17 protein-coding genes are annotated in these 23010 nt (G+C 74.1%); 11 read left to right on the forward strand and 6 right to left on the reverse strand.

Annotated elements, in window-relative coordinates:
• Position 1 precedes the first annotated feature (1 nt).
• Together O7598_RS09605 and O7598_RS09610 are read left to right on the forward strand one after the other, a co-directional pair.
• A complete protein-coding gene (locus O7598_RS09605; protein WP_269690959.1) occupies positions 2–838 on the forward strand; it encodes a carbohydrate ABC transporter permease in 837 nt (278 codons plus the stop codon).
• Positions 839–847: 9 nt separating this feature from the next.
• Complete coding sequence (locus O7598_RS09610; protein ID WP_269690960.1) at positions 848–2056, forward strand: ABC transporter ATP-binding protein; 1209 nt, start codon at positions 848–850, stop codon at positions 2054–2056.
• Between the two features lie 156 nt (positions 2057–2212).
• On the opposite strand, the gene O7598_RS09615 is transcribed toward O7598_RS09610, so the two are convergent.
• Positions 2213–3316, reverse strand: coding sequence for a winged helix DNA-binding domain-containing protein (locus tag O7598_RS09615; RefSeq protein ID WP_269690961.1), 1104 nt, complete (start codon positions 3314–3316; stop codon positions 2213–2215).
• A 301-nt stretch (positions 3317–3617) separates the two neighbouring features.
• Between O7598_RS09615 and wrbA the strand changes: the two genes are divergently transcribed.
• Positions 3618–4235 (forward strand): NAD(P)H:quinone oxidoreductase, encoded by a 618-nt coding sequence (gene wrbA, locus O7598_RS09620; protein WP_269690962.1) that lies wholly within the window; start codon positions 3618–3620, stop codon positions 4233–4235.
• A 73-nt stretch (positions 4236–4308) separates the two neighbouring features.
• Here wrbA and O7598_RS09625 read toward each other — a convergent pair whose 3' ends face one another.
• Positions 4309–6228: a chorismate-binding protein gene (locus tag O7598_RS09625; protein WP_269690963.1), complete on the reverse strand. Its 1920-nt coding sequence runs from the start codon at positions 6226–6228 to the stop codon at positions 4309–4311.
• A 235-nt stretch (positions 6229–6463) separates the two neighbouring features.
• Between O7598_RS09625 and O7598_RS09630 the strand changes: the two genes are divergently transcribed.
• The 3 genes from O7598_RS09630 to O7598_RS09640 all read left to right on the forward strand — a co-directional run bounded on the left by O7598_RS09630 (position 6464) and on the right by O7598_RS09640 (position 10950).
• Complete coding sequence (locus tag O7598_RS09630; protein WP_269690964.1) at positions 6464–7846, forward strand: FGGY family carbohydrate kinase; 1383 nt, start codon at positions 6464–6466, stop codon at positions 7844–7846.
• Between the two features lie 108 nt (positions 7847–7954).
• Positions 7955–10531 carry a sensor histidine kinase gene (locus O7598_RS09635; RefSeq protein WP_269690965.1) on the forward strand — a complete coding sequence of 859 codons (2577 nt, stop codon included), beginning with the start codon at positions 7955–7957 and terminating at the stop codon, positions 10529–10531.
• The gene (locus tag O7598_RS09640; protein ID WP_091066554.1) at positions 10528–10950 is read left to right on the forward strand and encodes a roadblock/LC7 domain-containing protein; all 423 of its coding nucleotides are present in this window, start codon (positions 10528–10530) and stop codon (positions 10948–10950) included. The genes O7598_RS09635 and O7598_RS09640 overlap by 4 nt, the downstream gene beginning before the upstream one ends.
• 73 nt (positions 10951–11023) lie before the next feature.
• On the opposite strand, the gene O7598_RS09645 is transcribed toward O7598_RS09640, so the two are convergent.
• The gene (locus O7598_RS09645) at positions 11024–12517 is read right to left on the reverse strand and encodes a GH1 family beta-glucosidase (protein WP_269690966.1); all 1494 of its coding nucleotides are present in this window, start codon (positions 12515–12517) and stop codon (positions 11024–11026) included.
• Positions 12518–13359: 842 nt separating this feature from the next.
• On the opposite strand from O7598_RS09645, the gene O7598_RS09650 reads away from it, so the two are divergent.
• On the forward strand, positions 13360–16257 hold the full coding sequence (locus tag O7598_RS09650) for a glycoside hydrolase family 48 protein (RefSeq protein WP_269690967.1): 2898 nt from the start codon (positions 13360–13362) through the stop codon (positions 16255–16257).
• Positions 16258–16545: 288 nt separating this feature from the next.
• Here the strand turns inward: O7598_RS09650 and O7598_RS09655 are convergent, their stop codons facing one another.
• Complete coding sequence (locus O7598_RS09655) at positions 16546–17241, reverse strand: DUF3159 domain-containing protein (RefSeq protein WP_269690968.1); 696 nt, start codon at positions 17239–17241, stop codon at positions 16546–16548.
• Positions 17242–17334: 93 nt separating this feature from the next.
• Between O7598_RS09655 and O7598_RS09660 the strand changes: the two genes are divergently transcribed.
• Positions 17335–18216 carry a phosphatase PAP2 family protein gene (locus O7598_RS09660; protein ID WP_269690969.1) on the forward strand — a complete coding sequence of 294 codons (882 nt, stop codon included), beginning with the start codon at positions 17335–17337 and terminating at the stop codon, positions 18214–18216.
• Positions 18217–18226: 10 nt separating this feature from the next.
• The gene (locus O7598_RS09665) at positions 18227–18898 is read left to right on the forward strand and encodes a maleylpyruvate isomerase N-terminal domain-containing protein (protein ID WP_269690970.1); all 672 of its coding nucleotides are present in this window, start codon (positions 18227–18229) and stop codon (positions 18896–18898) included.
• A 6-nt stretch (positions 18899–18904) separates the two neighbouring features.
• On the opposite strand, the gene O7598_RS09670 is transcribed toward O7598_RS09665, so the two are convergent.
• Entirely contained in the window at positions 18905–19780 is an 876-nt protein-coding gene (locus O7598_RS09670; RefSeq protein ID WP_269690971.1) for a DUF1028 domain-containing protein, read from the reverse strand.
• 61 nt (positions 19781–19841) lie between these two features.
• Complete coding sequence (locus O7598_RS09675) at positions 19842–21053, reverse strand: low temperature requirement protein A (RefSeq protein ID WP_269690972.1); 1212 nt, start codon at positions 21051–21053, stop codon at positions 19842–19844.
• Between the two features lie 144 nt (positions 21054–21197).
• Between O7598_RS09675 and O7598_RS09680 the strand changes: the two genes are divergently transcribed.
• Entirely contained in the window at positions 21198–22178 is a 981-nt protein-coding gene (locus O7598_RS09680; protein WP_269694825.1) for an LLM class F420-dependent oxidoreductase, read from the forward strand.
• A gap of 1 nt (position 22179) precedes the next feature.
• A complete protein-coding gene (locus O7598_RS09685; RefSeq protein WP_269690973.1) occupies positions 22180–22980 on the forward strand; it encodes an SDR family oxidoreductase in 801 nt (266 codons plus the stop codon).
• Positions 22981–23010: the final 30 nt, after the last annotated feature.

Below are 23010 nucleotides of genomic sequence, written 5' to 3' on the forward strand. Positions count from 1 at the left end.
CATGGCCGTGGAAACCACCACCAGGGCGAAGCTGCGCTGGGGCGTGCTGGACGCCGTGGTCGTCGTCTTCGCGCTCGTGCCGGTGCTCTGGATCGCCTCGCTGTCGTTCAAGACGCCGGCCACGCTCACCGACGGCAACTTCTGGCCGCGGGAGTGGACGCTGGAGAACTACCGTACGATCTTCGACACCGATCAGTTCGTCCGGGCGCTGATCAACTCGATCGGCATCGCGCTGATCGCCACCGCGGTCGCGGTGGTGCTCGGCACGATGGCCGCGTACGCGATCTCCCGGCTGGACTTCCCCGGCAAGAAGCTGCTGGTCGGGGTCTCCCTGCTGATCGCGATGTTCCCACAGGTGTCGCTGGTGTCGCCGCTGTTCGAGATCGAGCGGCAGCTCGGCCTCTTCGACACCTGGCCCGGCCTGATCCTGCCGTACATCACGTTCGCGCTGCCGCTGGCGATCTACACGCTGTCGGCGTTCTTCAAGCAGATCCCGTGGGACCTGGAGAAGGCGGCGAAGATGGACGGCGCCACCCAGGGCCAGGCGTTCCGGCGGGTGATCGCGCCGCTGGCCGCGCCGGGCGTGTTCACCACGGCCATCCTGGTCTTCATCTTCTGCTGGAACGACTTCCTGTTCGCGATCACGCTCACCTCGACCGAGCGGTCCCGCACGGTCCCGGTGGCCCTGCAGTTCTTCACCGGCGAGTCGCAGTTCGAGGACCCCACCGGGGCGATCTGCGCCGCCGCCGTGGTGATCACCGTGCCGATCATCCTGTTCGTGCTCTTCTTCCAGCGCCGCATCGTCTCCGGCCTGACCTCCGGCGCAGTCAAGGGATAGGTGGTAACAGTGGCTGACATCGTGCTGGACAAGGTGAGCAAGCGGTTCCCGGACGGGACCACCGCCGTGCAGGACGTCGACCTGGAGATCGCCGACGGCGAGTTCGTCATCCTGGTCGGCCCCTCGGGCTGCGGGAAGTCCACCACCCTCAACATGATCGCCGGGCTGGAGGACATCAGCTCCGGTGAGCTGCGCATCGCGGGGGAGCGGGTCAACGACAAGGCGCCCCGGGACCGGGACATCGCCATGGTCTTCCAGTCGTACGCGCTCTACCCGAACATGACGGTGCGGGAGAACATGGCCTTCCCGCTGCGCCTGGCGAAGATGGACAAGGAGACCATCAACCAGAAGGTGGACGAGGCCGCCAAGGTGCTGGAGCTGACCGCGCTGCTGGACCGCAAGCCGGCCAACCTCTCCGGCGGCCAGCGGCAGCGGGTGGCGATGGGGCGGGCGATCGTCCGCCAGCCCAAGGCGTTCCTGATGGACGAGCCGCTGTCCAACCTGGACGCGAAGCTGCGGGTGCAGATGCGCACGGTGGTGTCCCGGCTGCAGAAGCAGCTCGGCACCACCACCGTCTACGTCACCCACGACCAGACCGAGGCGATGACGCTCGGCGACCGGGTGGTCATCATGCGCGGCGGCGCGGTGCAGCAGGTCGGCCCGCCGCAGGAGCTGTACGACCACCCGCGCAACCTCTTCGTCGCCGGGTTCATCGGCTCGCCGTCGATGAACTTCCTGCACGCGAAGGTGGAGGAGGGGCGGCTGCGGACCGCGCTGGGCGACGTGCCGATCGGCGAGCGGGTCCGGCGTGAGCTGGAGGCCGGGGACGCGCCGCGCGAGCTGATCCTCGGCGTCCGTCCGGAGCACTTCGAGGACGCCGCGCTGATCGACGACGAGACCCGCGCCCGGGGCGTGGAGTTCGAGGCGCCGGTCGACATCGTCGAGTCGATGGGCTCGGACAAGTACGTCTACTTCACCGTCGAGGGGGAGCGGGCCACCGCCGCGGAGCTGGAGGAGCTGGCCGCCGACGCGGGGGCCGCCGACTTCGCCGGCGCGGGCTCCAACCTGGTGACCCGGCTGTCGGCGGAGTCGCCGGTCCGCGAGGGCGAGAACCGGCGGGTGTGGTTCAACCTGGAGAAGATCCACCTGTTCGACCCGGGCAGCGGCCGCAACCTGACCCTGCACGAGGGACGGTCGGCCGGCGCGCTCGCCGACTGAGCGTACGGGCGGGGAAGGGTCGGCGGCCTCGGCCGCCGGCCCTTCCGCCGTCTCGTGGCATGCGGATCCGACACGGTGTGTGATTTCCCGATGGGCGGACGGATGGTGCGCGCGGCGCGTGACCAGCCGCAGAAGACCCGGTGGGACGAGGCGTCCTTACCAGGAGTGACGCAGCTCCAGCCCGAGGAAGGCGGCGTAGCCGGCCAGAGCCGCGTCGACCCGGGCGCGCAGCGGCGCGTCGAACGGCATGAGCTGCCGCACGGTCACGGTCACCGCCTTCGCCCCGAGCGTCCGCTTCCAGGTGCCGACCACCCGGCCGCCGCGGACCACTGTGGACTGGAAGATCCCGTTGTTGCCGGGCACCACGGCGTCGGCGTGCGCCGGGTCGAGCATCAGCGAGCGGTCCTTGAAGCCGAGCAGGTATTCGTCGAAGCCGGGCAGCGTGTGCAGGTCGTCGACCGCCACGCGGGGCGCGTCGAGCAGCGCGGCGTCGACCACGGCCGGCTCGCCGTCCACCTCGACCGGGGCGAGCAGGTCGCCGGCCAGGGTGAGCGCCCGGGTCGCGTCGGTGACGGTCAGGCCGCTCCAGCGGGCCAGCTCGTGCCGGGTGACCGGGCCGTGGGAGCGCACGTAGCGCTGGGCCAGCACCGCCAGCGCCTCGTCGCGCTCCGGGCGGTGCGGCTCGGGTGCCCACTCGTCGAGCAGGGCGAACGACTGCTCGCTGCCGACGTGCGGGGCGATGCAGGTGATGCCGCGTTGGGCGGCGTACCAGAGCAGGTGGTAGCCGCGTTGACCGGCGGTGTCCAGCCCGGCGGCGCGCAGCGCGGCCAGGCACTCGGCGCGGGTGAGCCGGCCACCGCCGCTCAGCGCCGCGCCGAGCACGTCGCCGGCGCGGTCGCCGTCGGTGAGGGTGAGCCCGAGCTGCCGCCACCGGGCCGCCAGCCCGCCGAGCGTGCGGACGCCGGTCAGGGCCAGCATCCAGTGCGCGTCGCGTGACGGCACCAGGTGCACCGTGCCCCGCATCGGCCAGGTGCGCAGCGCCTCCCGCCGCTCCAGCGCCGCGTCGACGTCCGCCCGGGTGCGGCCGGGCAGGCGTACGCCGAGCGACCACGAGCCACTCGCCGCGTCCTGCGCCTGCATGGCGCCGAACCACTCGACCACGTCGGACACGCTCCGCGGCCGGACGGTCGGGTGCGGGCGCAGCAGCAGGCCGGTCATCCGCAGCGCGAGCGCCTCTTCACGGCTGAGGCGTACGGACACGGCGGCCTCCCGTCGGCAGGTGGACGGCCAGCATAGGCCGAGGGGCCGACACCGCCGGGCGGGCCGGGAACGGGCCCCTGATCGCGCTACGCCGGCGCCGCTGCCGACGGAGCGCGATCCCCCGTTCAGGTTCCCGGCGCGGGGGCGGCGTACGGCCGGCGCCGGTGGAAACAGGATCCCCGGTGCGCGCGGCCGGGTGCGGGGTTCCCCGGCGAACTTGCGCAAATCTTGAGCGGCGTTTGACGCCGCAAGTAACGGGTAGTCGCCGGAGCTTACCCCGAATCAAGGAGGCGAACGTCTGATGGATGGCCAGGTCAAGGTCGCGGTGATCTATTACAGCGCGACCGGAATCACCTACCAGATGGCGCGGTCGGCGGTCGAGGCGGCGGAGGAGGCCGGCGCCGAGGTCCGCCTACGCAAGGTACGTGAGCTGGCGCCCGACGAGGCGATCCGCTCCAACTCGGGCTGGCAGGCGCACCGGCTGGAGACCCAGGACGTGATGGAGGCCGAGCCGGACGACCTGTCCTGGGCGGACGTGGTGATCATGGGGTCGCCCACCCGGTACGGCATGATCGCCGCGCAGCTCAAGCAGTTCATCGACACCACCGGCCCGCTCTGGGCCGCCGGCGCGCTCGCCGACAAGGTCTACACCGGCTTCACCTCGACCGCGACCTCGCACGGCGGCCAGGAGGCGACGCTGCTGTCGTTGTACACGGTCTTCTACCACTGGGGTGGCGTCGTGGTGACGCCCGGCTACACCGACCCCAGCCAGTTCGTCGCCGGCAACCCGTACGGCGCGTCGCACACCAGCAACAACGGGGAGGTCGCCCCGGACCACGTGGCGCTGGCGGCCACCGCGCTGACCGCCAAGCGGGCCGTGCTGATGGGTGCCTCGCTCAAGCGGGGCATGGCCGGCTGAACCGTGCCGAACGGGCGACCGGTGGTCCGGACGAGGGCTCTCGAACCCGTCCGGACCACCGGTCGCCGTCTGCCTACCCCCGATCGGCCGCGCCATGCGCGCTCAACGCCGGCCGGTCGAGCAGATGCCCGAGCAGGTCGGCCAGGACCACCGTGCCGTCCCGGCTGAGCACCGACTCCGGGTGGAACTGCACCCCGGCGAAGCCCGTGCCGCGCAGCGCGTGCACCGCGCCGTCCGCCGGGTCCCGGGACACCTCGACCGGGCCGTACGCGCCGGTGAACCGGTCGGCGTCCGCCCGGGCGGTGAAGCTGGCGTAGAAGCCCACCCGGCGGGTCACCCCGAACAGGTCCACGTCCCGCGGCAGGCCCTGGTAGGGCGCGTCGCGCCGGTGCAGCGGCAGGCCGAGCAGCCCGGCCAGCAGCTGGTGGCCGAGGCACACCGCCAGGGTCGGGCGGCCGGCGGCGAGCAGTTCGGTCAGCACCGCCCGCAACGCCGCCATCTTCGGTGCGGTCAGGTCGCGCGGGTCGCCCGGGCCGGGGCCGACCACCACCAGGTCGTACCCGTCGAGCGGGCCGGGCCGCGACCAGTCCCGTCGGTCGACCGTCAGCCCCAGCGCGCCGAGCTGGTGGGCGAGCATCCCGGTGAACGTGTCCTCGCCGTCGACGACGAGCGCCCGGCGGCCGGCCAGTCCGGGCAGCGCGATCGCCCCGGGTTCCCGCTGTCGCAGCCAGAACCGGGCCAGCGGGGTGTTGCGGGCGGCCAGCGCGGCGCGTACCTCGGGGTCGTCGGCGTATCCGACGGCGGCCCCGTCGTCGTCTCGTGGGGCGTCCGGGCCGAGGCCCAGGGCGGCCAGCACCCCGGCGGCCTTGGCGTGCGTCTCGGCCACCTCGCCGGCGGCCGTGGAGTGCCGGACCAGGGTGGCGCCGACCGGCACCCGCAGCTCACCGTCGCCGGTGATCTCCGCGGTGCGGATCAGGATCGGCGCGTCCAGCGTCTGCCGGCCCGCCTCGTCGCGGCCGAGCAGGGCGAGCACCCCGGCGTAGTAGCGCCGGCCGGCCCGCTCGTGCCGGGCGATCACCCGGCAGGCGTTCTCCATCGGGCTGCCGGTCACGGTGGGCGCGAACATGGTCTCCCGCAGCACGTCGCGCACGTCCCGGGAGCAGCGCCCGGCCAGCAGGTACTCGGTGTGCGCCAGGTGCGCCATCTCCTTCAGGTACGGCCCGACCACCTGGCCGCCGTGCTCGGCGACCACGGCCATCATCTTCAGCTCCTCGTCGAGGACCATGTACAGCTCCTCCACCTCCTTCTCGTCGCGCAGGAAGCGCAGCAGCGCGGCCCGGTCGGCCGCCTCGCCCCGGTGCCGGAAGGTGCCGCTGATCGGGTTCATCTCGACCAGCCCGTCGGTCACGCTGACGTGCCGCTCCGGGCTGGCGCCGACCAGGATCCGGGCGTCGGTGTGCACCAGGAAGGTCCAGTACGCGCCGCGCTCACGGACCAGCAGCCGGCGCAGCGCCGCCAGCGCCGCGGTCAGCGGATCGCCCTGCACCCGGGCCCGAAGGGTGCGGTGGATGACGAAGTTCGCGCCCTCGCCCCGGCCGATCTCGTCGGTCAGCACCCGCTCGACGACCGCCGCGTACTCGTCGTCGGTGATGTCGAAGCCGGCGTCGCGGGTGCGCACCGGCGCGTCCGGCAGCGCGTCGAGCACCCGCGCCAGCGGGATCCGCAGGTGTTGCCGGACATCCAGGAACTCCAGCGGCAGGCCGTCGTCCACGCAGGCGAAGCCGCGCTCGGTGATCTGACGGAACGGCACCAGCGCCAGCGTGCGGGGACCGGGCGGGCCGTCGGGCAGCGGCAGGTCGGCGAGCTGCCCGGCGCGGTGGACCGGGCCGGCGTACAGGTCGACGTGGTCGGCGCCCTCGCGGCGGACGAGCGCGAACGGGCCGGGGTCGCGGCCGGCGGCGAGAGCGGTCAGCGGGTCGGACGGGACGGTCATCGGGTCTCCTCGGTGGGCCGGCGGCCGCCGGCGAGGGCGACCCGGGAAGCCGGGGAGAGACCGGCGGCCGCCTCGTCGGGCGGCCGCGTGGGGAAAGCTACGCGCGGGGGTGGGCCGCCGGGTCGGCGGGCCACCAGCAGGACAGGTGCGCGGGCATGACGATCACTGTACGCGACCGGGCGGTGCCGGGGAACCCGATCAGCGTCGCCACCGGCGCCGGGTAGGTTGACCGGCGATGGACATTCTCGCTCTGGACCTGGGCACCTCCTCGGTACGCGGACTCGTGCTGGACGCGGACGCCGTGCCGCGCCCGGGTGCGCTGGCCCGCCGCAAGGTGCACCTGGCCACCGGCGACGACGGCACCGGGACGCTGGACGGCGCCGGCTACCTGGCGTGCCTGGTCGAGTGCCTGGACGAGTTGGCCGCGGGCGGGCACCTGGGGCAGGTCGGGCTGGTGGCGACGTCGGCGCAGTGGCACTCGGTGCTGCCGCTGGCCGCCGACGGCACCCCGTCGGGTCCGGTGCTGACCTGGCTGGACACCCGCCCGGCGGCGCCGGCCGGCGCGGTCGGCCCGGCCGATCCGGACGACTATCACCTGCGCACCGGCACCTGGTGGCACCGCTGCTACTGGTCGGTGCGGCTGCCGTGGCTGGCCGAGCGCGGCGGCGACTCCGCCGCCGGGTTCGCGGGACTGGCCGAGTACGTGCTCGGCGCGCTGCTCGACGAGGCCCCGATGTCCGTCTCGCTGGCCTCCGGCACCGGGCTGCTCGACCTGCGCCGGCTCGACTGGGATCCGGAGGCGTGCGTGCTGGCCGGGGTCCGCCCGGAACGGCTGCCGCCGCTGGCCCCGCAGGGGTGGCACGGCCGGTTGAACCCGGAGCACGCGAAGCGCTGGCCGCAGCTGGCCGGGGCGCGCTGGGCCGCGCCGGTCGGCGACGGCGCGGCGTCCAACGTGGGCTCCGGCTGCGTCGACGGGTCCCGGGCCGCGGTCACCGTCGGCACCTCCGCCGCGGTTCGCATGATCCAGGCGGTGCCGGCCGGCGCGGAGCTGCCGCCGCTGCCGGACCAGCTCTGGCGCTACCGGGTCGACCACGACCACGTGGTGACCGGGGCGGCGTACTCCAGCGGCGGGAACCTGTTCGCCTGGGCGAACCGGGAGCTGCGGCTGCCGGAGGGCGCGAAGCTGGAGGCGGCGCTGCACCGTGCCGGTGCCGGCGCGAGGGTGCGGGCCAATCCCCGTTTCGGCGGGGACCGGCCCCCGGGCACGGCCCCGGCCGGCTCGGGCGAGCTGCGCGGGTTGAGTTTCGGCACCACCGCGGTCGACATCCTCGCCGGGCTGATGGGCGGGCTGTGCCGGCTCGTCGCCGACGACCTGGCGCTGCTCGAGGCCGGCGTCGGCGACCCGATGGAGGTGGTGCTCGGCGGTGGGGCGCTGACCGCCTCACCGTGGTGGCGTGCGGCCTTCGCCGAGGTTCTCGTCCCGCGTACGGTCCGGTGGCAGCGCAACCCGGAGATCGGGGCGACCGGCGCCGCTCTGGTGGCCCTGGGCCGGGTCGCGCAGGCGGCCGACATCGGCGGTGTCGGCCCTCCGGACGCCGACGCCGCGCCGGACGCGTAACCGCTGACCGTCCTGCTCATGCCGTCCGGGCGGGCGTTGACAGCGCCCGCCGGCCTGGTTGGATGGATCCCGCTCCCCGCCGTGGTGGAGCGGACCGAGGAGGCAAGTGTGCGCGCAGGTCCCGACCCGGCCCGCGGCGCGGCCCCACCGCCGCACCGCCGGCGCTCCGGGTTCCGGCTGCGGGACTGGCGGATGGGCACCAAGCTCGCCACCGTGCTGGTGATCCCCTCGCTGGCGTTCCTGCTCCTGGCCGGCGTGCAGACCCGCGGCCTGGTGGGGCAGACCACCACCCTGAGCGACTTCGCCGAGCAGGTCGGCATCGGCCGGCAGATCACCGCCGTGGTCGACCGGCTCCAGCAGGAGCGGGACCGGTCCGCCGGCGAGCTGGCCGCGCTGCGCCGCGGCGGCACCGGCGCCGACCGGGACGCCGCGGTCGCCGAGCTGCGGCCGTTGCAGGAGGCCACCGACCGGGCGGTGGACGAGCTGCGCGCCGCGGCCGAGCCGCTGGCCGACGCCGATGCCGCCTGGCGGGTCTCCTACGCCGAGGCGCTGGAGGCGTACGACCAGGTGGTGAACATCCGCGCCGCGGTGCCACCCGCGGTGCTCTCCGCCGACACCGTGCTCAGCAACTACCACCGTGCCGTCGCGGCGCTGCTCAACCTGCTGGCCGAACCGTCGCCCGGCGGCGGCCAGCGGGCGCTGACCGACGCGGTGCTGCGCTACGTGCAGCTGGCCCGGGTCAAGGAGCTGTCCTCCCGGATCCGCGCCGAGCTGTACGCGGCCGCCCGCGCCGGCCGGTACGAGCCGGACGACCAGGTGACGCTGACCGACCTGCGGGCCCAGCAGCTCACCGCCCTGGGCGCGTTCCGGGTGGCGGCGACCGCCGAGCAGGTGCGCCGCTACGACCGCACCTCGGTGGACCCGGCCTTCGTCACGGCCACCCGGCTGGAGGAGCAGACCCTGCCCATCGGCGGAGCGGAGCCGGCGTTGCCGTCCGCGCCGCAGTGGTGGGCGGCCACCGAGCAGCGGCAGGAGCTGTTCCGCCAGCTCGAGGGCGAGATCCTCGACGACGCGGTGCGCCGGTCCGACGACGCGAGCGCCCGGCAGTTGCGCGAGACGTTGCTGGTGGCGGGCGGGATCGTCGCGGTGCTCCTGGTGGCCGTGCTCATCTCGCTGCTGGTCGGCCGGTCGGTGGCCCGGGCCATGCGCCAGCTCCGCGGCCAGGCGCTGCGCATCGCGCAGGTGGAACTGCCGATGACCCTTCAGCGGCTGCGGGCGGTGGACCGCCCGGTGGGCGCCATCGACGTGCCGCCGGCGGTGGTCGACTCCCAGGACGAGATCGGCGAGCTGGCCGAGGCGTTCGTGGCGGTGCACCGCAGCGCGGTGGACGTCGCGGTCGAGCAGGCGATGATGCGCCGCAACGTCAACGCCATGTTCGTCAACCTGGCCCGGCGCAGCCAGGTGCTGGTCGAGCGGCAGCTGGAACTGCTCGACGACCTGGAGCGTGAGGAGAGCGACCCGGAGCAGTTGGAGAACCTGTTCAAGCTGGACCACCTCGCCGCCCGCATGCGCCGCAACGACGAGAGCCTGCTGGTGCTCGCCGGCACGGAGTCCACCCGGCGGTGGAACCGCCCGGTAGGGCTGGGGGCGGTGCTGCTCGCGGCCAGCGCGGAGATCGAGCAGTACCAGCGGGTGCGCCACGAGAACCGCACCGACCTGCACCTGGTCGGGCACGCCGTCGGTGACCTGGTGCACCTGTTCGCGGAGCTGCTGGAGAACGCCACCACGTTCTCCCGGCCGGACACCGTGGTGCGGGTCGTGGTCGAGGCGGACGGCCCGGGCGCAATGGTGGAGATCGTCGACCGGGGGTTGGGCATGAGCCCGGCCGCGCTGGCCGAGGCGAACGCGGTGCTGGCCGAGCCGCCGGCGCCCGACGTGGGCGCCTCCGAGCGGATGGGCCTGTTCGTGGTGAGCCACCTGGGCTCCCGCCACGGCCTCCGGGTGCAGTTGCGCCCCGGCCGGGAGGGCCTGGTCACCCGGGTCCGGATCCCGGCCGATCTGCTGGCCGAGACGCCTCCGCCGGGGCTGGACCCGCCGATGCCGGCGCGGATGCTGACCGGTCAGCTCGCCGCGGCGTCGCGGGCGCTCGGCGCGGCGACCGCCGAGCTGCCGGTGGCCGGCCGTCATCCGGTGCCGACGCGGCCGGGCTCGCCGGCGCCGTCGGGTCCGCCGGCGCTGCCGGTCTCGCCGCTGACCGGCCGGCCGCTCGGCGACGCGGCCGAGCCGCCACCCGGGTCAACTGCCGGCCCGTCCGACGCGGTGCCGCGTCCCCGGCCGGTGCCCGGCCGGGCCGAGGACGTGCTCGCCCCGGCCGCGGCCGCGGGCGGCGGCTGGTTCTCCCGGCAGGGACCGACGTCGTCGGTGCTGGGTGTGACGCCGGCGCCGGCGCGGACGCCGGTGACCGGGGGGACCAACGAGCGGGGCCTGCCGGTACGCGTGCCGATGGCCCAGCTCGCCGCGGTCTCGTCGGCCGACCGGCCGGACCGTGCGTCGGTGCGGCACGAGCCGGACCCGGAGGCGGTCGGCGGTATGCTTTCCCGCTTCTACGGCGGGGTACGACGGGCCGAGGCCGAGGAGACCACCGAGATGTACCTGCCGCGCGACGAAGGGGGACGACGACAGTGACGACGTTGAGCCAGGAGGCACGCGACCTGAGCTGGCTGGTGAACGCGTTCGCCGAGCGGGTTCCCGGGGTGGCGCACGCCGTGGTGGTGTCCTCGGACGGGCTGCTGGTGGCGATCTCCGCGCACCTGCCGCGCGATCACGCGGACAAGCTCGCCGCGGTCACCTCGGGCCTGATGAGCATCACCGCGGGCGCGGCGCAGATGTTCGACGGTGACGTCGTCAAGCAGACCGTGGTCGAGATGGGCCGGGGTTACTTCCTGGTCATGCAGATCCGGGACGGCTCGATCCTGGCCACGCTGGCCGGCGGGGACGCCGACATCGGCGTGGTCGGCTACGAGATGGCCCGGCTGGCCAAGCAGGCCGGCGAGATGCTCACCCCGGCGCTGCGGGCGGAGCTGCAGCAGGCGCTGCCGCGCTGAGCGGCGGCGGGTGTCGCCGCGTCGACGGGCACCCGGCCGGCGGCGTCGCCGGCCGGGTCACGCCCACCGGGCCCTAGAGTCCGTTGCGGCGGATCACGTCGCGGTACCAGTGGGCGCTGCGCTTGAAGATCCGGCGCTGGGTCGGGTAGTCCACGTAGATCAGGCCCCAGCGCTGCTCGTACCCCTCGTTCCACTCGAAGTTGTCCAGCAGCGACCAGACGTGGTAGCTCTCCAGCGGCACGCCGTCGGTGATGGCCTTGTGGGCGACGGTGAAGTGGTCGCGCAGGAAGGTGACCCGGCCGGCGTCGTCGACGGTGCCGTCCGGGCCGGGGGCGTCGGGGCAGGGCAGGCCGTTCTCGGTGATGGTGATGGGCACCCGGCCGTAGTCACGGGTGACCCGGGTCAGGATGTCGTACATGCCCTGGGGGTAGATCTGCTGCCAGTCGGCCTGGGAGGTGGGCCACCTGCGGACCGTGTCACCGCTGCCGGTGACGTAGAGCGGGGTGTAGTACTGCACCGCGAGCAGGTCCACCGGGCTGGAGATGATCTTCAGGTCGCCGTCGCGGACGGCCCGGGCCATCCGGCTGTCCGGGCCGAGGTCGGCGAGCACGTCGCGCGGGTACGCGCCCTTGAAGATCGAGTCGAGGTAGAGGCGGTTCTCGTAGCCGTCGTGGAGTGTGGTCGCGGCGGCGGCCTCGGCGCTGTCGTCCGCCGGGTAGCAGGGGTGCAGGTTGAGCGCCGGGCCGATGCGACCGGGCACGCCGGAGGCGCGCAGCGCCTGCACGGCGAGGCCGTGGGCGAGTTGGAGGTGGTGGGCCACCAGGTAGGCGGCGGCTTCGTCCTGGTGACCGGGGGCGTGGTGGCCGGTGAGGTAGCCGTTCTGCACCACGGTCTTCGGCTCGTTGATGGTCAGCCAGACCGGCACCTGCTCGCCGAGGGCGCGGAACACGGCGTCGGCGTAGTCGGCGAAGCGCTCGGCGGTGTCCCGGTTCTCCCAGCCGCCGTCGTCCTGCAGCGCCTGGGGGAGGTCCCAGTGGAACAGCGTGGCCATCGGCGCGATCTCGCGCTCGTGCAGGCCGTCCAGCAGGCGGCGGTAGAAGTCCAGGCCACGCTGGTTGGGGCGGCCGGAGCCGTCGGCCTGGATCCGCGGCCAGGAGATGGAGAACCGGTAGCTGCGCAGCCCCAGCTCGCGCATCAGGTCGAGGTCCTGGGCGTACCGGTGGTAGTGGTCGGCCGCGACGTCGCCGGTGTCACCGTTGCGGGTGCGCCCGGGGGTGCGGCTGAAGGTGTCCCAGACGGATTCGCCCCGCCCGTCCTCCTTGGCGGCACCCTCGATCTGGTACGCCGAGGTGGCCGCGCCCCAGCCGAATCCGGGCGGGAACCGCAGCCCCCCGTTTCGCTCCGCGTCGGTGTCGCGCTCGGGCGGTGAGTCACAGGCGCCGAGGGCGGAGGCGGAGGCGGCGAGCCCGGCCGCGGTGGCGCCGGCGAGCCCGGTCCGGGCCGCGCCCGCGGCGGTCGCGGACAGGGCGGCGCGGCGGAGCAGGCGCCGTCGGGTGAGTAACGACATGGAGGTTCTCCTCGAAGTGACGGGCCGCCCTGGGGCCGGGAGCGCTCCCAGCATAGGCCGGAGGCGGCCGGCCTCGATTCCGGCGGTCGCGGCGCGGTCGCGGCGCGGCCGGCGGGCGGCCGGAGTGGGGTGGGCGGGTGTCGCTCGGGGGGCGGGGGCGAGCGGCGAGGATGGGGCAGATAGCGCGAAAGGCCGTCCGGGTGGCGTGTCACGCCTGTCCCGTCGGCCTCTTTTGCCGTCGACAACGGGGGTTTAGTGTGGGGACGGGGGAGGGCAACCCCCGTCCCCACCGAGATGCACACACACACGACTTGGAATTGGCGTCCGTCGTGCGTGTCGCGCGGGAGCCGGGCCACGCGAGTGGCTCTGGTTCCACCTCCCTCCGTCTGGCGGGTGATGGCCGGCGGCGGCGTCCGGGCTGGTATCGCCGTCGGCCACTGGGCCGATACGCCGGGAACGGGTGTCCCCGGCAGTTCATAACTTACATCTCCGTCGATGGAAGCGCTCCCATCGGCGATGCTGCGACTGTAACCCGCGTCACGGCTTTGTGAAAGCCCCTAAACGAGATCGAAACATGGACGTGGGTGTCTGCCCTGGCCATTGTGGTGGGAGCGCTTCCATGGCAGACTCTCGACACGCGACGCGGAGCCAGCTCGCGCGAGCACGGGCCGCCGAGGGCACCCGGTGAACAACCGGTGCGGCGCCCCGATCCCCGGCACGGCCGGGACGACCACCTTTCCGGACGCCTCCGTCCCCCCGCGTACGCCCGTCGACGCGTGGAGGCGCCCCGCCGGGACCCCGGTCCCGGCCCGGTCCGAGGAGACACCGCCCACATGAGACTCATGGCCAGACGTCGCCGCACGGCGATGCTCGCCGCCACCGCCCTCGCCATCGGCGGGGTGGCCCTGCCCGCGACCGCCGCCCAGGCCGCACCCGCCTGCGACGTCACCTACTCGACAAACGACTGGAGCGGCGGGTTCACCGCCAACGTCACCATCAAGAACCTGGGTGACGCGCTGAACAACTGGTCGCTGAAGTTCGCGTTCCCCAACAGCAGCCAGCGCCTGACCCAGGGCTGGTCGGCCAAGTGGAGCCAGTCCGGCAGCGAGGTGACCGCGACCAACGAGTCGTGGAACGGCAGCCTGCCCACCGGCGCGTCCACCAACATCGGCTTCAACGGCACCTTCAGCGGCAGCAACCCGAAGCCCTCCGCGTTCACGCTCAACGGGGTCGCCTGCAACGGCGCCTCCACCAACCAGCCGCCGACGGTGGCGCTCGGCGTGCCGGCGGGCCCGTTCACCGCCCCGGCGGACGTCCCGCTGACCGCGACCGCCAGCGACCCCGACGGCACCATCAGCAAGGTCGAGTTCTACCGCAACGGCCTGCTGGTCAACACCGACACCACCGCGCCGTACGGCTACGACCTGCTGGGCCTGCCGGCCGGCAGCTACACGGTGCAGGCCAAGGCGTACGACAACGCCGGCGGCACCGCCACGGCGGAGAAGTCGTTCACGGTGACCGCGGCCACCGGCCCGAAGCTGGTCGCCACCCCGTCGGCGGTGAGCGTCGACGAGGGCGGCAGCGCCACGGTCCGCTACACGCTCAGCGCGGCGCCGAGCGCCAACGTCCCGGTGACCCTCGCCGTCACCGGTGACAGCGACGTCACCGTCTCGCCGTCGACGCTGACGCTCACCCCGAGCAACTGGAGCACCGGCGTCACCGCCACCGTCTCCGCGGCCGAGGACGCCGACACCGTCGGCGGCACCGCCACCGTCACCGCGTCGGCGACCGGGTACGCCCCGGTCTCGGTGGTCGCCACCGAGGTCGACAACGACACCCCGGGCGGCGACAACGCCTACATCAAGAAGTTCCTCGACCAGTACGGCAAGATCAAGAACTCGGGCTACTTCAGCCCCGAGGGCGTGCCGTACCACTCGATCGAGACGCTGATCGTCGAGGCGCCCGACCACGGGCACGAGACCACCTCGGAGGCGTTCAGCTTCTGGATCTGGCTGGAGGCCCAGTACGGGCGCATCACCCAGAACTGGAGCCCGTTCAACAACTCCTGGACGGTGATGGAGAAGTACATCATCCCGTCGCACGCCGACCAGCCCACGGCGGGCTCCGCCGGCACCCCGCAGTACGCCTCGGAGTACAACCTGCCCAGCCAGTACCCCTCGGCGTTGCAGCCCAACGTCCCGGTCGGGCAGGACCCGTTGCGCTCGGAGCTGCAGTCCACCTACGGCACCGGCGACATCTACGGCATGCACTGGCTGATGGACGTCGACAACACCTACGGCTTCGGCCGTTGCGGTGACGGCACCACCAAGCCGGCCTACATCAACACCTTCCAGCGGGGCACCCAGGAGTCGGTGTGGGAGACCGTGCCGCAGCCGTCCTGCGACACGTTCAAGCACGGCGGTCAGTACGGCTACCTCGACCTGTTCGTCAAGGACACCGGCGCCCCGGCCAAGCAGTGGAAGTACACCAACGCGCCGGACGCCGACGCGCGCGCCGTGCAGGCCGCCTACTGGGCGCTGACCTGGGCCAAGGCGCAGGGCAAGGAGGCCGACGTGGCGGCCACCGTGGCCAAGGCCGCCAAGATGGGCGACTACCTGCGGTACGCGATGTTCGACAAGTACTTCAAGAAGATCGGCAACTGTGTCGGCGCGTCCACCTGCCCCGCCGGCAGCGGCCGTGACTCGGCGCACTACCTGATGTCCTGGTACTACGCCTGGGGTGGCGCGTACGACACGTCGCAGAACTGGTCGTGGCGGATCGGCTCCAGCCACAACCACTTCGGCTACCAGAACCCGCTCGCGGCCTGGGCGCTGACCAACGTGCCGGAACTCAAGCCGAAGTCGTCCACGGCGACCGGGGACTGGCAGAAGAGCTTCGACCGGCAGCTGGAGTTCTACACCTGGCTGCAGTCCGCCGAGGGCGGCATCGCCGGCGGCGCCACCAACAGCTGGGACGGCAGTTACGCCCAGCCGCCGGCCGGCACCGCCACCTTCTACGGCATGTTCTACGACGTCGACCCGGTCTACAACGACCCGCCGTCGAACCAGTGGTTCGGCATGCAGGCCTGGTCGATGCAGCGCATCGCCGAGCTCTACCTGCAGACCGGCAACGCCAAGGCCAAGGCGCTGCTGGACAAGTGGGTGCCGTGGGCGATCGCCAACACCACCACCGGCACCAACTGGTCGATCCCGTCGGACATGAAGTGGACCGGCCAGCCGGCCAACTGGAACCCGAGCAGCCCGCAGCCGAACACCGACCTGCACGTCGAGGTGACGGTCAAGGGCCAGGACGTCGGTGTCGCCGCCGCCTACGCCCGCACCCTCATCGCGTACGCGGCCAAGTCCGGCAACGTCGCGGCGAAGAACACCGCCAAGGGCCTGCTGGACGCGCTCTCGGCGGCCTCCGACAGCAAGGGCGTGTCGATGCCGGAGAAGCGCGGTGACTACAAGCGCTTCGACGACGTCTACAACGCCGCCGACGGTCAGGGCCTCTACGTGCCGCCGGGCTGGACCGGGAAGATGCCCAACGGCGACGCCATCGCCGCCGGCAAGAGCTTCCTGGACATCCGGTCCTTCTACAAGAAGGACCCGGACTGGCCGAAGGTGCAGGCGTACCTGGACGGCGGCGCCGAGCCGGTCTTCAACTACCACCGGTTCTGGGCGCAGGCGGACGTCGCCATGGCGTACGCCGACTACGGCACCTACTTCCCGCAGGGGTGAGGTGACGACTCCTCCGTGGGCGGGAGAGGCCCCGCCCACGGAGGACGCCCACCCGGCCGATGGGGGAACGGAGCGGCCGGGTCGGCGGACGGCCTGACGCCCACGGTCAGGCCGGGTGGGCCGGCCGTCCGGCCGACGCAGCGGACGGACCGGCCCACCACTCCGCCCGGGGGCGACCCATGGCGCGAAAAGGCACGCAAAATTCAGCGCTCCACGGGATCACATCTGTGGCGTTGACGGAGTAACGTATTTGACGGAGAGGCCGCTCCCCCCGTGGCGGCCTCTCCACTATTTTTCCGGCCCCGCCACCGGCCCGCGGTCCGCATCGGACGCGCCCACCGGGTGCCGCAGCCCCGGGTGCCCCGGCGGCAGCGACCGGCGGATCACCACCCAGCTCAGCGCCAGCGCCGCCGCGATCAGCGGCCAGGTCAGCGCCGCCCGCGTCACCGCCAGCGCGACCACCTGCCCGTCGAGCCAGAGCGGGACGAACACCGCCACCCGCAGCACGTAGGTGGCGGTCCACACCCAGCTCGCCCGGCCGTACGCCCGCAGCAGCGCCGGGTCGCGCCGCCACCGCCCCCGCTGCCCGAGCGCCAACCCGACCACCACGCCGAGCAGCGGCCAGCGCACCACCACGCTGACCGCCCACGCCAGCGCGCTGGCCGCGTTGGACGCGATCTGCAGCAGGAAGAAGTCGCTGGCCCGGCCGGTGCGTACCGCGATCAAGGCGGCCAGGCAGACCGCGAGCAACCCGACCAGCACCGAGCGGGGACGGTCGCCGCGCCGCCAGCGCCAGGCGGCCACCGCCGCTCCGGTCGCCACCGCCGCGAGCACCCCGCCGCCGAGCCCGCCGAGCACCCAACCGAGCCCGAACGCCAGCGGGGGCAGCGTCGCGTCCACCGCTCCCCGTCGACCCCCGAGAAGGTCGGCCAGCGACTCCGGCCGCGCCCCGGCCGACCGCTGCCGATCCGGCGTACCGGTCACCTGCCACCTCCTCGAGAAAGCCCGACTCAACCTACGCCGGAATCCGGGGCGCTCCGACGCGCGCCGCAGCGGGCCGACCGCTAAGTTGTCCGGGTGCGGGAGACGGCGAGGGGTTGGACGGCGGTCTGGTTGGTCGTGCTGGCCTTGGCCCAGACGGCAGCGTTCCTGGTGTTGTGGCGGCTCGCCGTGCACACCCGACTGGGTCAGTGGCTGGACACGGTCGCGTTGACCGGCAACCAGATCGGGCAGGACCGGGTCGACGGGCCGGTGGACACCATCCTCAACGCCATGTCCGCGGTGTCGCTGCTGGCCGCCACCGCCGTGATCGGCTTCATCGCGCTGATCCGGGGCCGCAAGGCGCTCGCCGTCACCGCGACGCTGCTGATCGCCGGCGCGAACGCGAGCACCCAGCTGCTCAAGTACTTCCTGGCCCGGCCGGACTTCGGCATCGACCCGGAGCGGGCCGCCGCCGGCAACAGCCTGCCCAGCGGCCACACCACGGTGGCGGCGTCGGTGGCGGTCGCGCTGATCCTGGTGCTGCCCCGCAAGCTGCGGGTGGCCGGCGCGTTCATCGGCGCCGGCTACGCGGCCGCCGCCGGCGTCGCCACGCTCTCCGCCGGCTGGCACCGGCCCAGCGACGCGGTCGCCGCGTACCTGCTGGTCGGCGCCTGGGCCGCGGTCGCCGGGCTGGTGCTGCTGGTCTTCCAGCGGGAACGGGCCGTGGTGGAGCCGGGCGACGCGCACCGGCTCGCCGCCGCCGTGCTCGGCGTCGGCGGCGCGCTGGCCCTGCTGGTCTCCGCGCTGGCACTGTCCTGGCTGGTCGACCGATCCACGATCGCCGTCGGGGAGCTCGGCCGCCGTCCGCTCTTCGTCGGGTACGCGGGCAGCGCGGCCGGCATCGTCGGCACGATCGCCGTGGTGGCCGCGCTGGTCCTCGCCACGGTGCACCGGCTGGTGCCCCGCTGGAAGGGTTGAGGCGACCGGGGTGGAGTCGGTACGGGCGGCGTTCCGTGACGAGTGCGAGCGGCTGGAGCGGGTGCTGCACGGGCTCGACGACCCGGCCCTGGACCGCCCGACGCCGTGCCCGCCGTGGCGGGTGCGGGACCTGCTGGCGCACGTACGCACCGGGGCCGGCCGGCTGGTCACGATGCTCGCCGGGCCCGCGCCCCCGCGGCCCGAGGTGACCGCGTCCGACTACTTCGGCGCGGCCAAGTTCTCGCCCGCTGTCGACCGGGAGCGGGTCGACGGGGCCCGGGCGGCGGCGCGGGACCATCCGGGCGCGGTCGAGGTGGCACGCGAGTTCGGGCGGGCCTGGCGGGCCACGGACGCGGCGGTGGCCGCCGAGCCGCCCGGACGGGTGGTGCGCACCCGGCACGGCGACGCGATGGCGTTGACCGAGTTCCTGCGTACCCGGGTGGTGGAGGTCGCGGTGCACGGCCTGGACCTGGCCGACGCGCTGGACCGACGGCCCTGGACGACGCCGGCCGCGGCGGCCGTGGTGCTCGACGTGCTCACCGCCGGGCGGCCCGTGCCCGGCGCGCTCGGCTGGGACGCGTCCACCGCGCTGCGCAAGGCCACCGGCCGGCTGCCGCTGACCGGCGCGGAGCAGGCGGCGCTGGCCGCCGCCGGCATCCGCCGGCTCGCCTTCGGCGGCTGAGGCGGCTCAGCCGGCCGGCCCGGTGGATCGGGTCGCGGACGGGCGGCCCGCCGCGCCGCGGCGCAGGTGGTCCAGCACGATCGGGTCGATCCGGCCCGGCACGAAGCGTTCCTCCAGGTTCTCCAGGCCGGACCAGGCGGCGAGCGCGTCGTCCAGGCCGGCCGGCCCGACCGGGTGCCCGGCGGCGGCGAGCAGCTCCGCCACCTCGACGGCGAGCGGGCCGGTGAGGTCGCGCAGGCTGGCCGGGTCCGGGCGACCGAAGATCATGGTGTGCAGGCCGAGCAGGCGGCGCAGCTCGCCCACCGGATCCGGGTGGTCGTCCACGCGCAGGTCGACCAGTTCGTCGCCGGTGCCGGCGTAACCGCCGTGGCGCTGCACCACCAGCAGCGCGGCGCTCTGCCGGCCGCGCCGGTCGCCGCCGGCCCGGTCGCCGGCGGCCAGCGCGGCCAGCATCCGCTGCGGGAACGGCAGGTCGGTGCCGGTCAGCCAGGCGTCGCGCAGCGCGTCGATCACCTGCGGGCCGTCCAGGATGTTGCCCTGCGCGGCCCACCCGTCGCCGGCCTGCCCGCCCGCCCAGGGATGGCAGCGCGGGCCGGTCCAGGTGGCCCCGGCGCCGGCGGCCCCGACCACCGCGAGTTGCCGGTCGTCGCGCCCGGGGTCGGCGGCGACCAGGCCGGCCACCGCGTCGGCGGCGGTGACGCCGGTGCGCAGCATGGCCAGCGCCTGCGCGCGGTAGGCGAGGTTGGCGTGGGCCTGGGTGGCGACCGCGCCGACCCGCGCCTCGGCGGCCGGCACCAGCGCCCCGGCGGCGAGGAACCGGCTGGCCACGGCCACGCCGTGCAGGTGCCCGTCGGCGGAGCGGGCGACGAGCGAGAAGGTCACGCGCGGATCGTAGCCCGGTGGCGGGTGTGGCGTCCCCGCACCGGTCGGAGGTGACCGGCGGTCAGAACGGCGGTGCGGGGTCCTCCAGCGGGCGTCCCCAGGCCCGGCGTACGTCGGCCACGGCCACGGCCGTCAGCACCACGACCGCCCAGGCCGCCCCGAGCAGCGGCGCGACGTGCACCAGCAGCGGCACCGGCAGCGCCAGCGCGGCGATCGCCACCAGCCGCGACGGGGAGACCCGGCCGAACACCTCGTACTCGAAGCGGGCCCGCCCGGCCAGGAACAGCGCCGGTCCGCCCAGGGCCATGGCCAGCCACGGCAGCTCGTTGTGCCCGGTGGGGTGCTCGATGGCCAACTCGTAGCCGATCGCGGTGGCGACCACCCCGATGACCATGACCATGTGGGTGTCGGCCGCGGAGCGGCCGATGGTGGCGGGGTGCTCGGCCCCGGTCACCGCCTCGCCGAGGATCTGCCCGGCCCGCTGCACGTAGATCCGCCACAGCAGCACGGAGGTGGCCAGCGCGGCGGCGAACGCGAGGACCCGGGGCCATCCGCCCGGTGACCGGGTGAAGGTCAGGCCGGCGACCAGGATCGTCTCGCCGATCGCCACCAGGTAGATCTGCTGGTACCGCTCGGCGAGGTGCTTGCCGTGGATGTCCCAGCGGGAGATGGTCGAGCGGCCGAGCCCCGGCACCGGCCAGCCGAACCGGTTGCCGACATATTCCACCAGCAGCGCGGTGCTCCAGAGCACCACCCGGGCGTCGGTGGGCAGCACCCCGCCGACCAGCCAGAGCACTCCGGCCGCGCAGTAGGTGATCAGCATCCGCAGCTTCAGCCGGCGGTACTGCAGCCGGCGCAGCACCAACAACAGGATCGCCGAGCGGCCCACCTGTGCCACCACGTACGCGACGGCGAACGCCAGACCGGCCCCGCTGAACGCCCGGGGGATGGCCACCCCCATCACCATCGCCGACACCAGCGCGGTGATCACGATGACCTGCAGCCAGAGGTGGTACGGGTCGTATCGGCTGGTGGTCCACGCGGTGCCCTGCCAGAGCATCCAGAGCGCGAGCAGCAGCAGCAGCGTCTTGCCGGCGCCGGTCACCGCCGGCCAGGTGCTCTGGCCGCCCTCCAGCGCCAGGTCCTCGAACGCGCGCGCGGAGATCCGGGTCAGTGCGAACACGTAGACCAGGTCGAAGAAGAGCTCCAGGAAGGTGGCCCGCTCGCTGTCGCCGTCGTCCGGGCGCAGCGCGGCGGGCTCGGCGATCCTCATCGCCATCTCCCGCCCGCGCCGACGTCCACCCGGCAGTCGTAACACTCCTACCAGGCAAAACACCGCGAATTGCGTGTATCGCCCCCGATCTTGCCGGGGGCGTGGTGGGCGGGCACGATCGACCGGATGACGAACCGATGGGGCATGACCGTTCCGCTGGGCGGCATCACGCTCGCCGACCACGCCGCCGTCTACGCCGCCCTGGCAGAGGCCGGCTTCACCGACGTCTGGTCCTCGGAGGTGGCCGGAACCGACGCGTTCACCCCGCTCGCGCTCGCCGCCGCCTGGACCCCCGGGCTGCGGCTCGGCACCGCGATCACCCCGGTCTTCACCCGAGGGCCGGGGCTGTTGGCGATGAGCGCCGCCGCGCTGGCCGAGGCCGCGCCGGGGCGCTTCGCGCTGGGCGTCGGCGCGTCCTCGCCGGTGCTGGTACGTGACTGGAACGCGGTGCCGTTCGACGAGCCGTACCGGCGGACCCGCGACGTGCTGCGCTTCCTGCGGGCCGCGTTGCACGGCGAGACCGTCGACGAGGCGTACGAGACGTTCACGGTGCGGCGGTTCGCGCTGGAACGCCCGCCGGCGGTGCCACCACCGGTGCTGCTCGCCGCGTTGCGTCCCGGCATGCTGCGGCTCGCCGCCGCCGAGGCCGACGGCGTGATCCTCAACTGGCTGGCCGCCACCGACGTGCCGACCGCGCTCGCCGAGCTGGGCGAGCGCCGCCCCGGCTTCGAGGTCGCCGCCCGGATCTTCGTCTGCCCCACCGAGGACGCCGGATACGCCCGCGCGCTGGGCCGACGCATGATCACCGGCTATCTCACCGTGCCCGCGTACGCCGCCTTCCACCGCTGGCTGGGCCGGCAGGACAGCCTGGGGGAGATGTGGCGGGCGTGGGAGGCGGGGGACCGGCGCGGCGCCGCCGCCGCGGTGCCCGACGAGGTGGTCGACGCGCTGGTCCTGCACGGCTCGCCCGAGCGGTGCGCGGCCGAGGCCCGCCGGTACGCCGCACACGGCGTCGACGTGCCGGTGCTGGCGGTGCTGCCCACCCCGGAGACGACCGAGGGCGGCGCGGCGGCCTGGCTCGACCTGGTGCCCCGGCTCGGGGCCGGCGCCGGAGAGGTGGCCTGAGATGAACCTGACCGACCGGGTGGTGGTGATCACCGGCGGAGCCGGCGGCATCGGCGCGGCGCTGGGCCGGCGATTCGTCGCCGAGGGCGCCGCCGCCGTGGTGCTGGCCGACCTGGCCGCCGACGCGGCCCGCGCGGCGGCCGACGCGATCGGCCCGGTCGCCACCGGAGTCGGGCTGGACGTCACCGACGAGACGGCGGTCCGCGCGCTCGTCGACGAGACCGAGCGGCGGCACGGCCGGATCGACCTGTTCTGCGCCAACGCCGGGGTGGCCACCGGCGGCGGTATCGACGCGCCGGACGCCGACTGGGACCGGGCCTGGCGGGTCAACGTGCTCGGTCACCTGCACAGCGTCCGGGCGGTGCTGCCGGGGATGCTGCGCCGGGGGCAGGGACACCTGCTGTTCACCTGCTCGGCGGCGGGCCTGCTGACCGCGGTCGGCGACGCCCCGTACACCGCCACCAAGCACGCGGCGGTCGGCCTCGCCGAATGGGTGGCGATCACCTACCGGGACGCCGGCATCCGGGTCAGCGCGCTCTGCCCGCAGGGCGTGGACACCCCGATGCTCGCCGACGGCCTCGCCGAGGGGCACCTGGGCGCCCGGGTGATCGCCGCGTCCGGCGCGGTCCTCGCCCCGGACCAGGTCGCCGACGCGGTGGTGGCCGGGCTGGCCGAGGAGCGGTTCCTCATCCTGCCGCACCCGGAGGTGGCCGACTACGCCCGCCGCCGCGCCGAGGACCCCGACGGCTGGCAGGCCGGCCTGCGCAAGCTCGTCCGCAAGCTACGCGCCGCCGACCGCTGACCGGCCGCCCCCCGGGGCGCCGCCGCGCTC

It is taken from the genome of Micromonospora sp. WMMC241 (genome assembly GCF_027460165.1).
Lineage (GTDB): Bacteria > Actinomycetota > Actinomycetes > Mycobacteriales > Micromonosporaceae > Micromonospora > Micromonospora humi.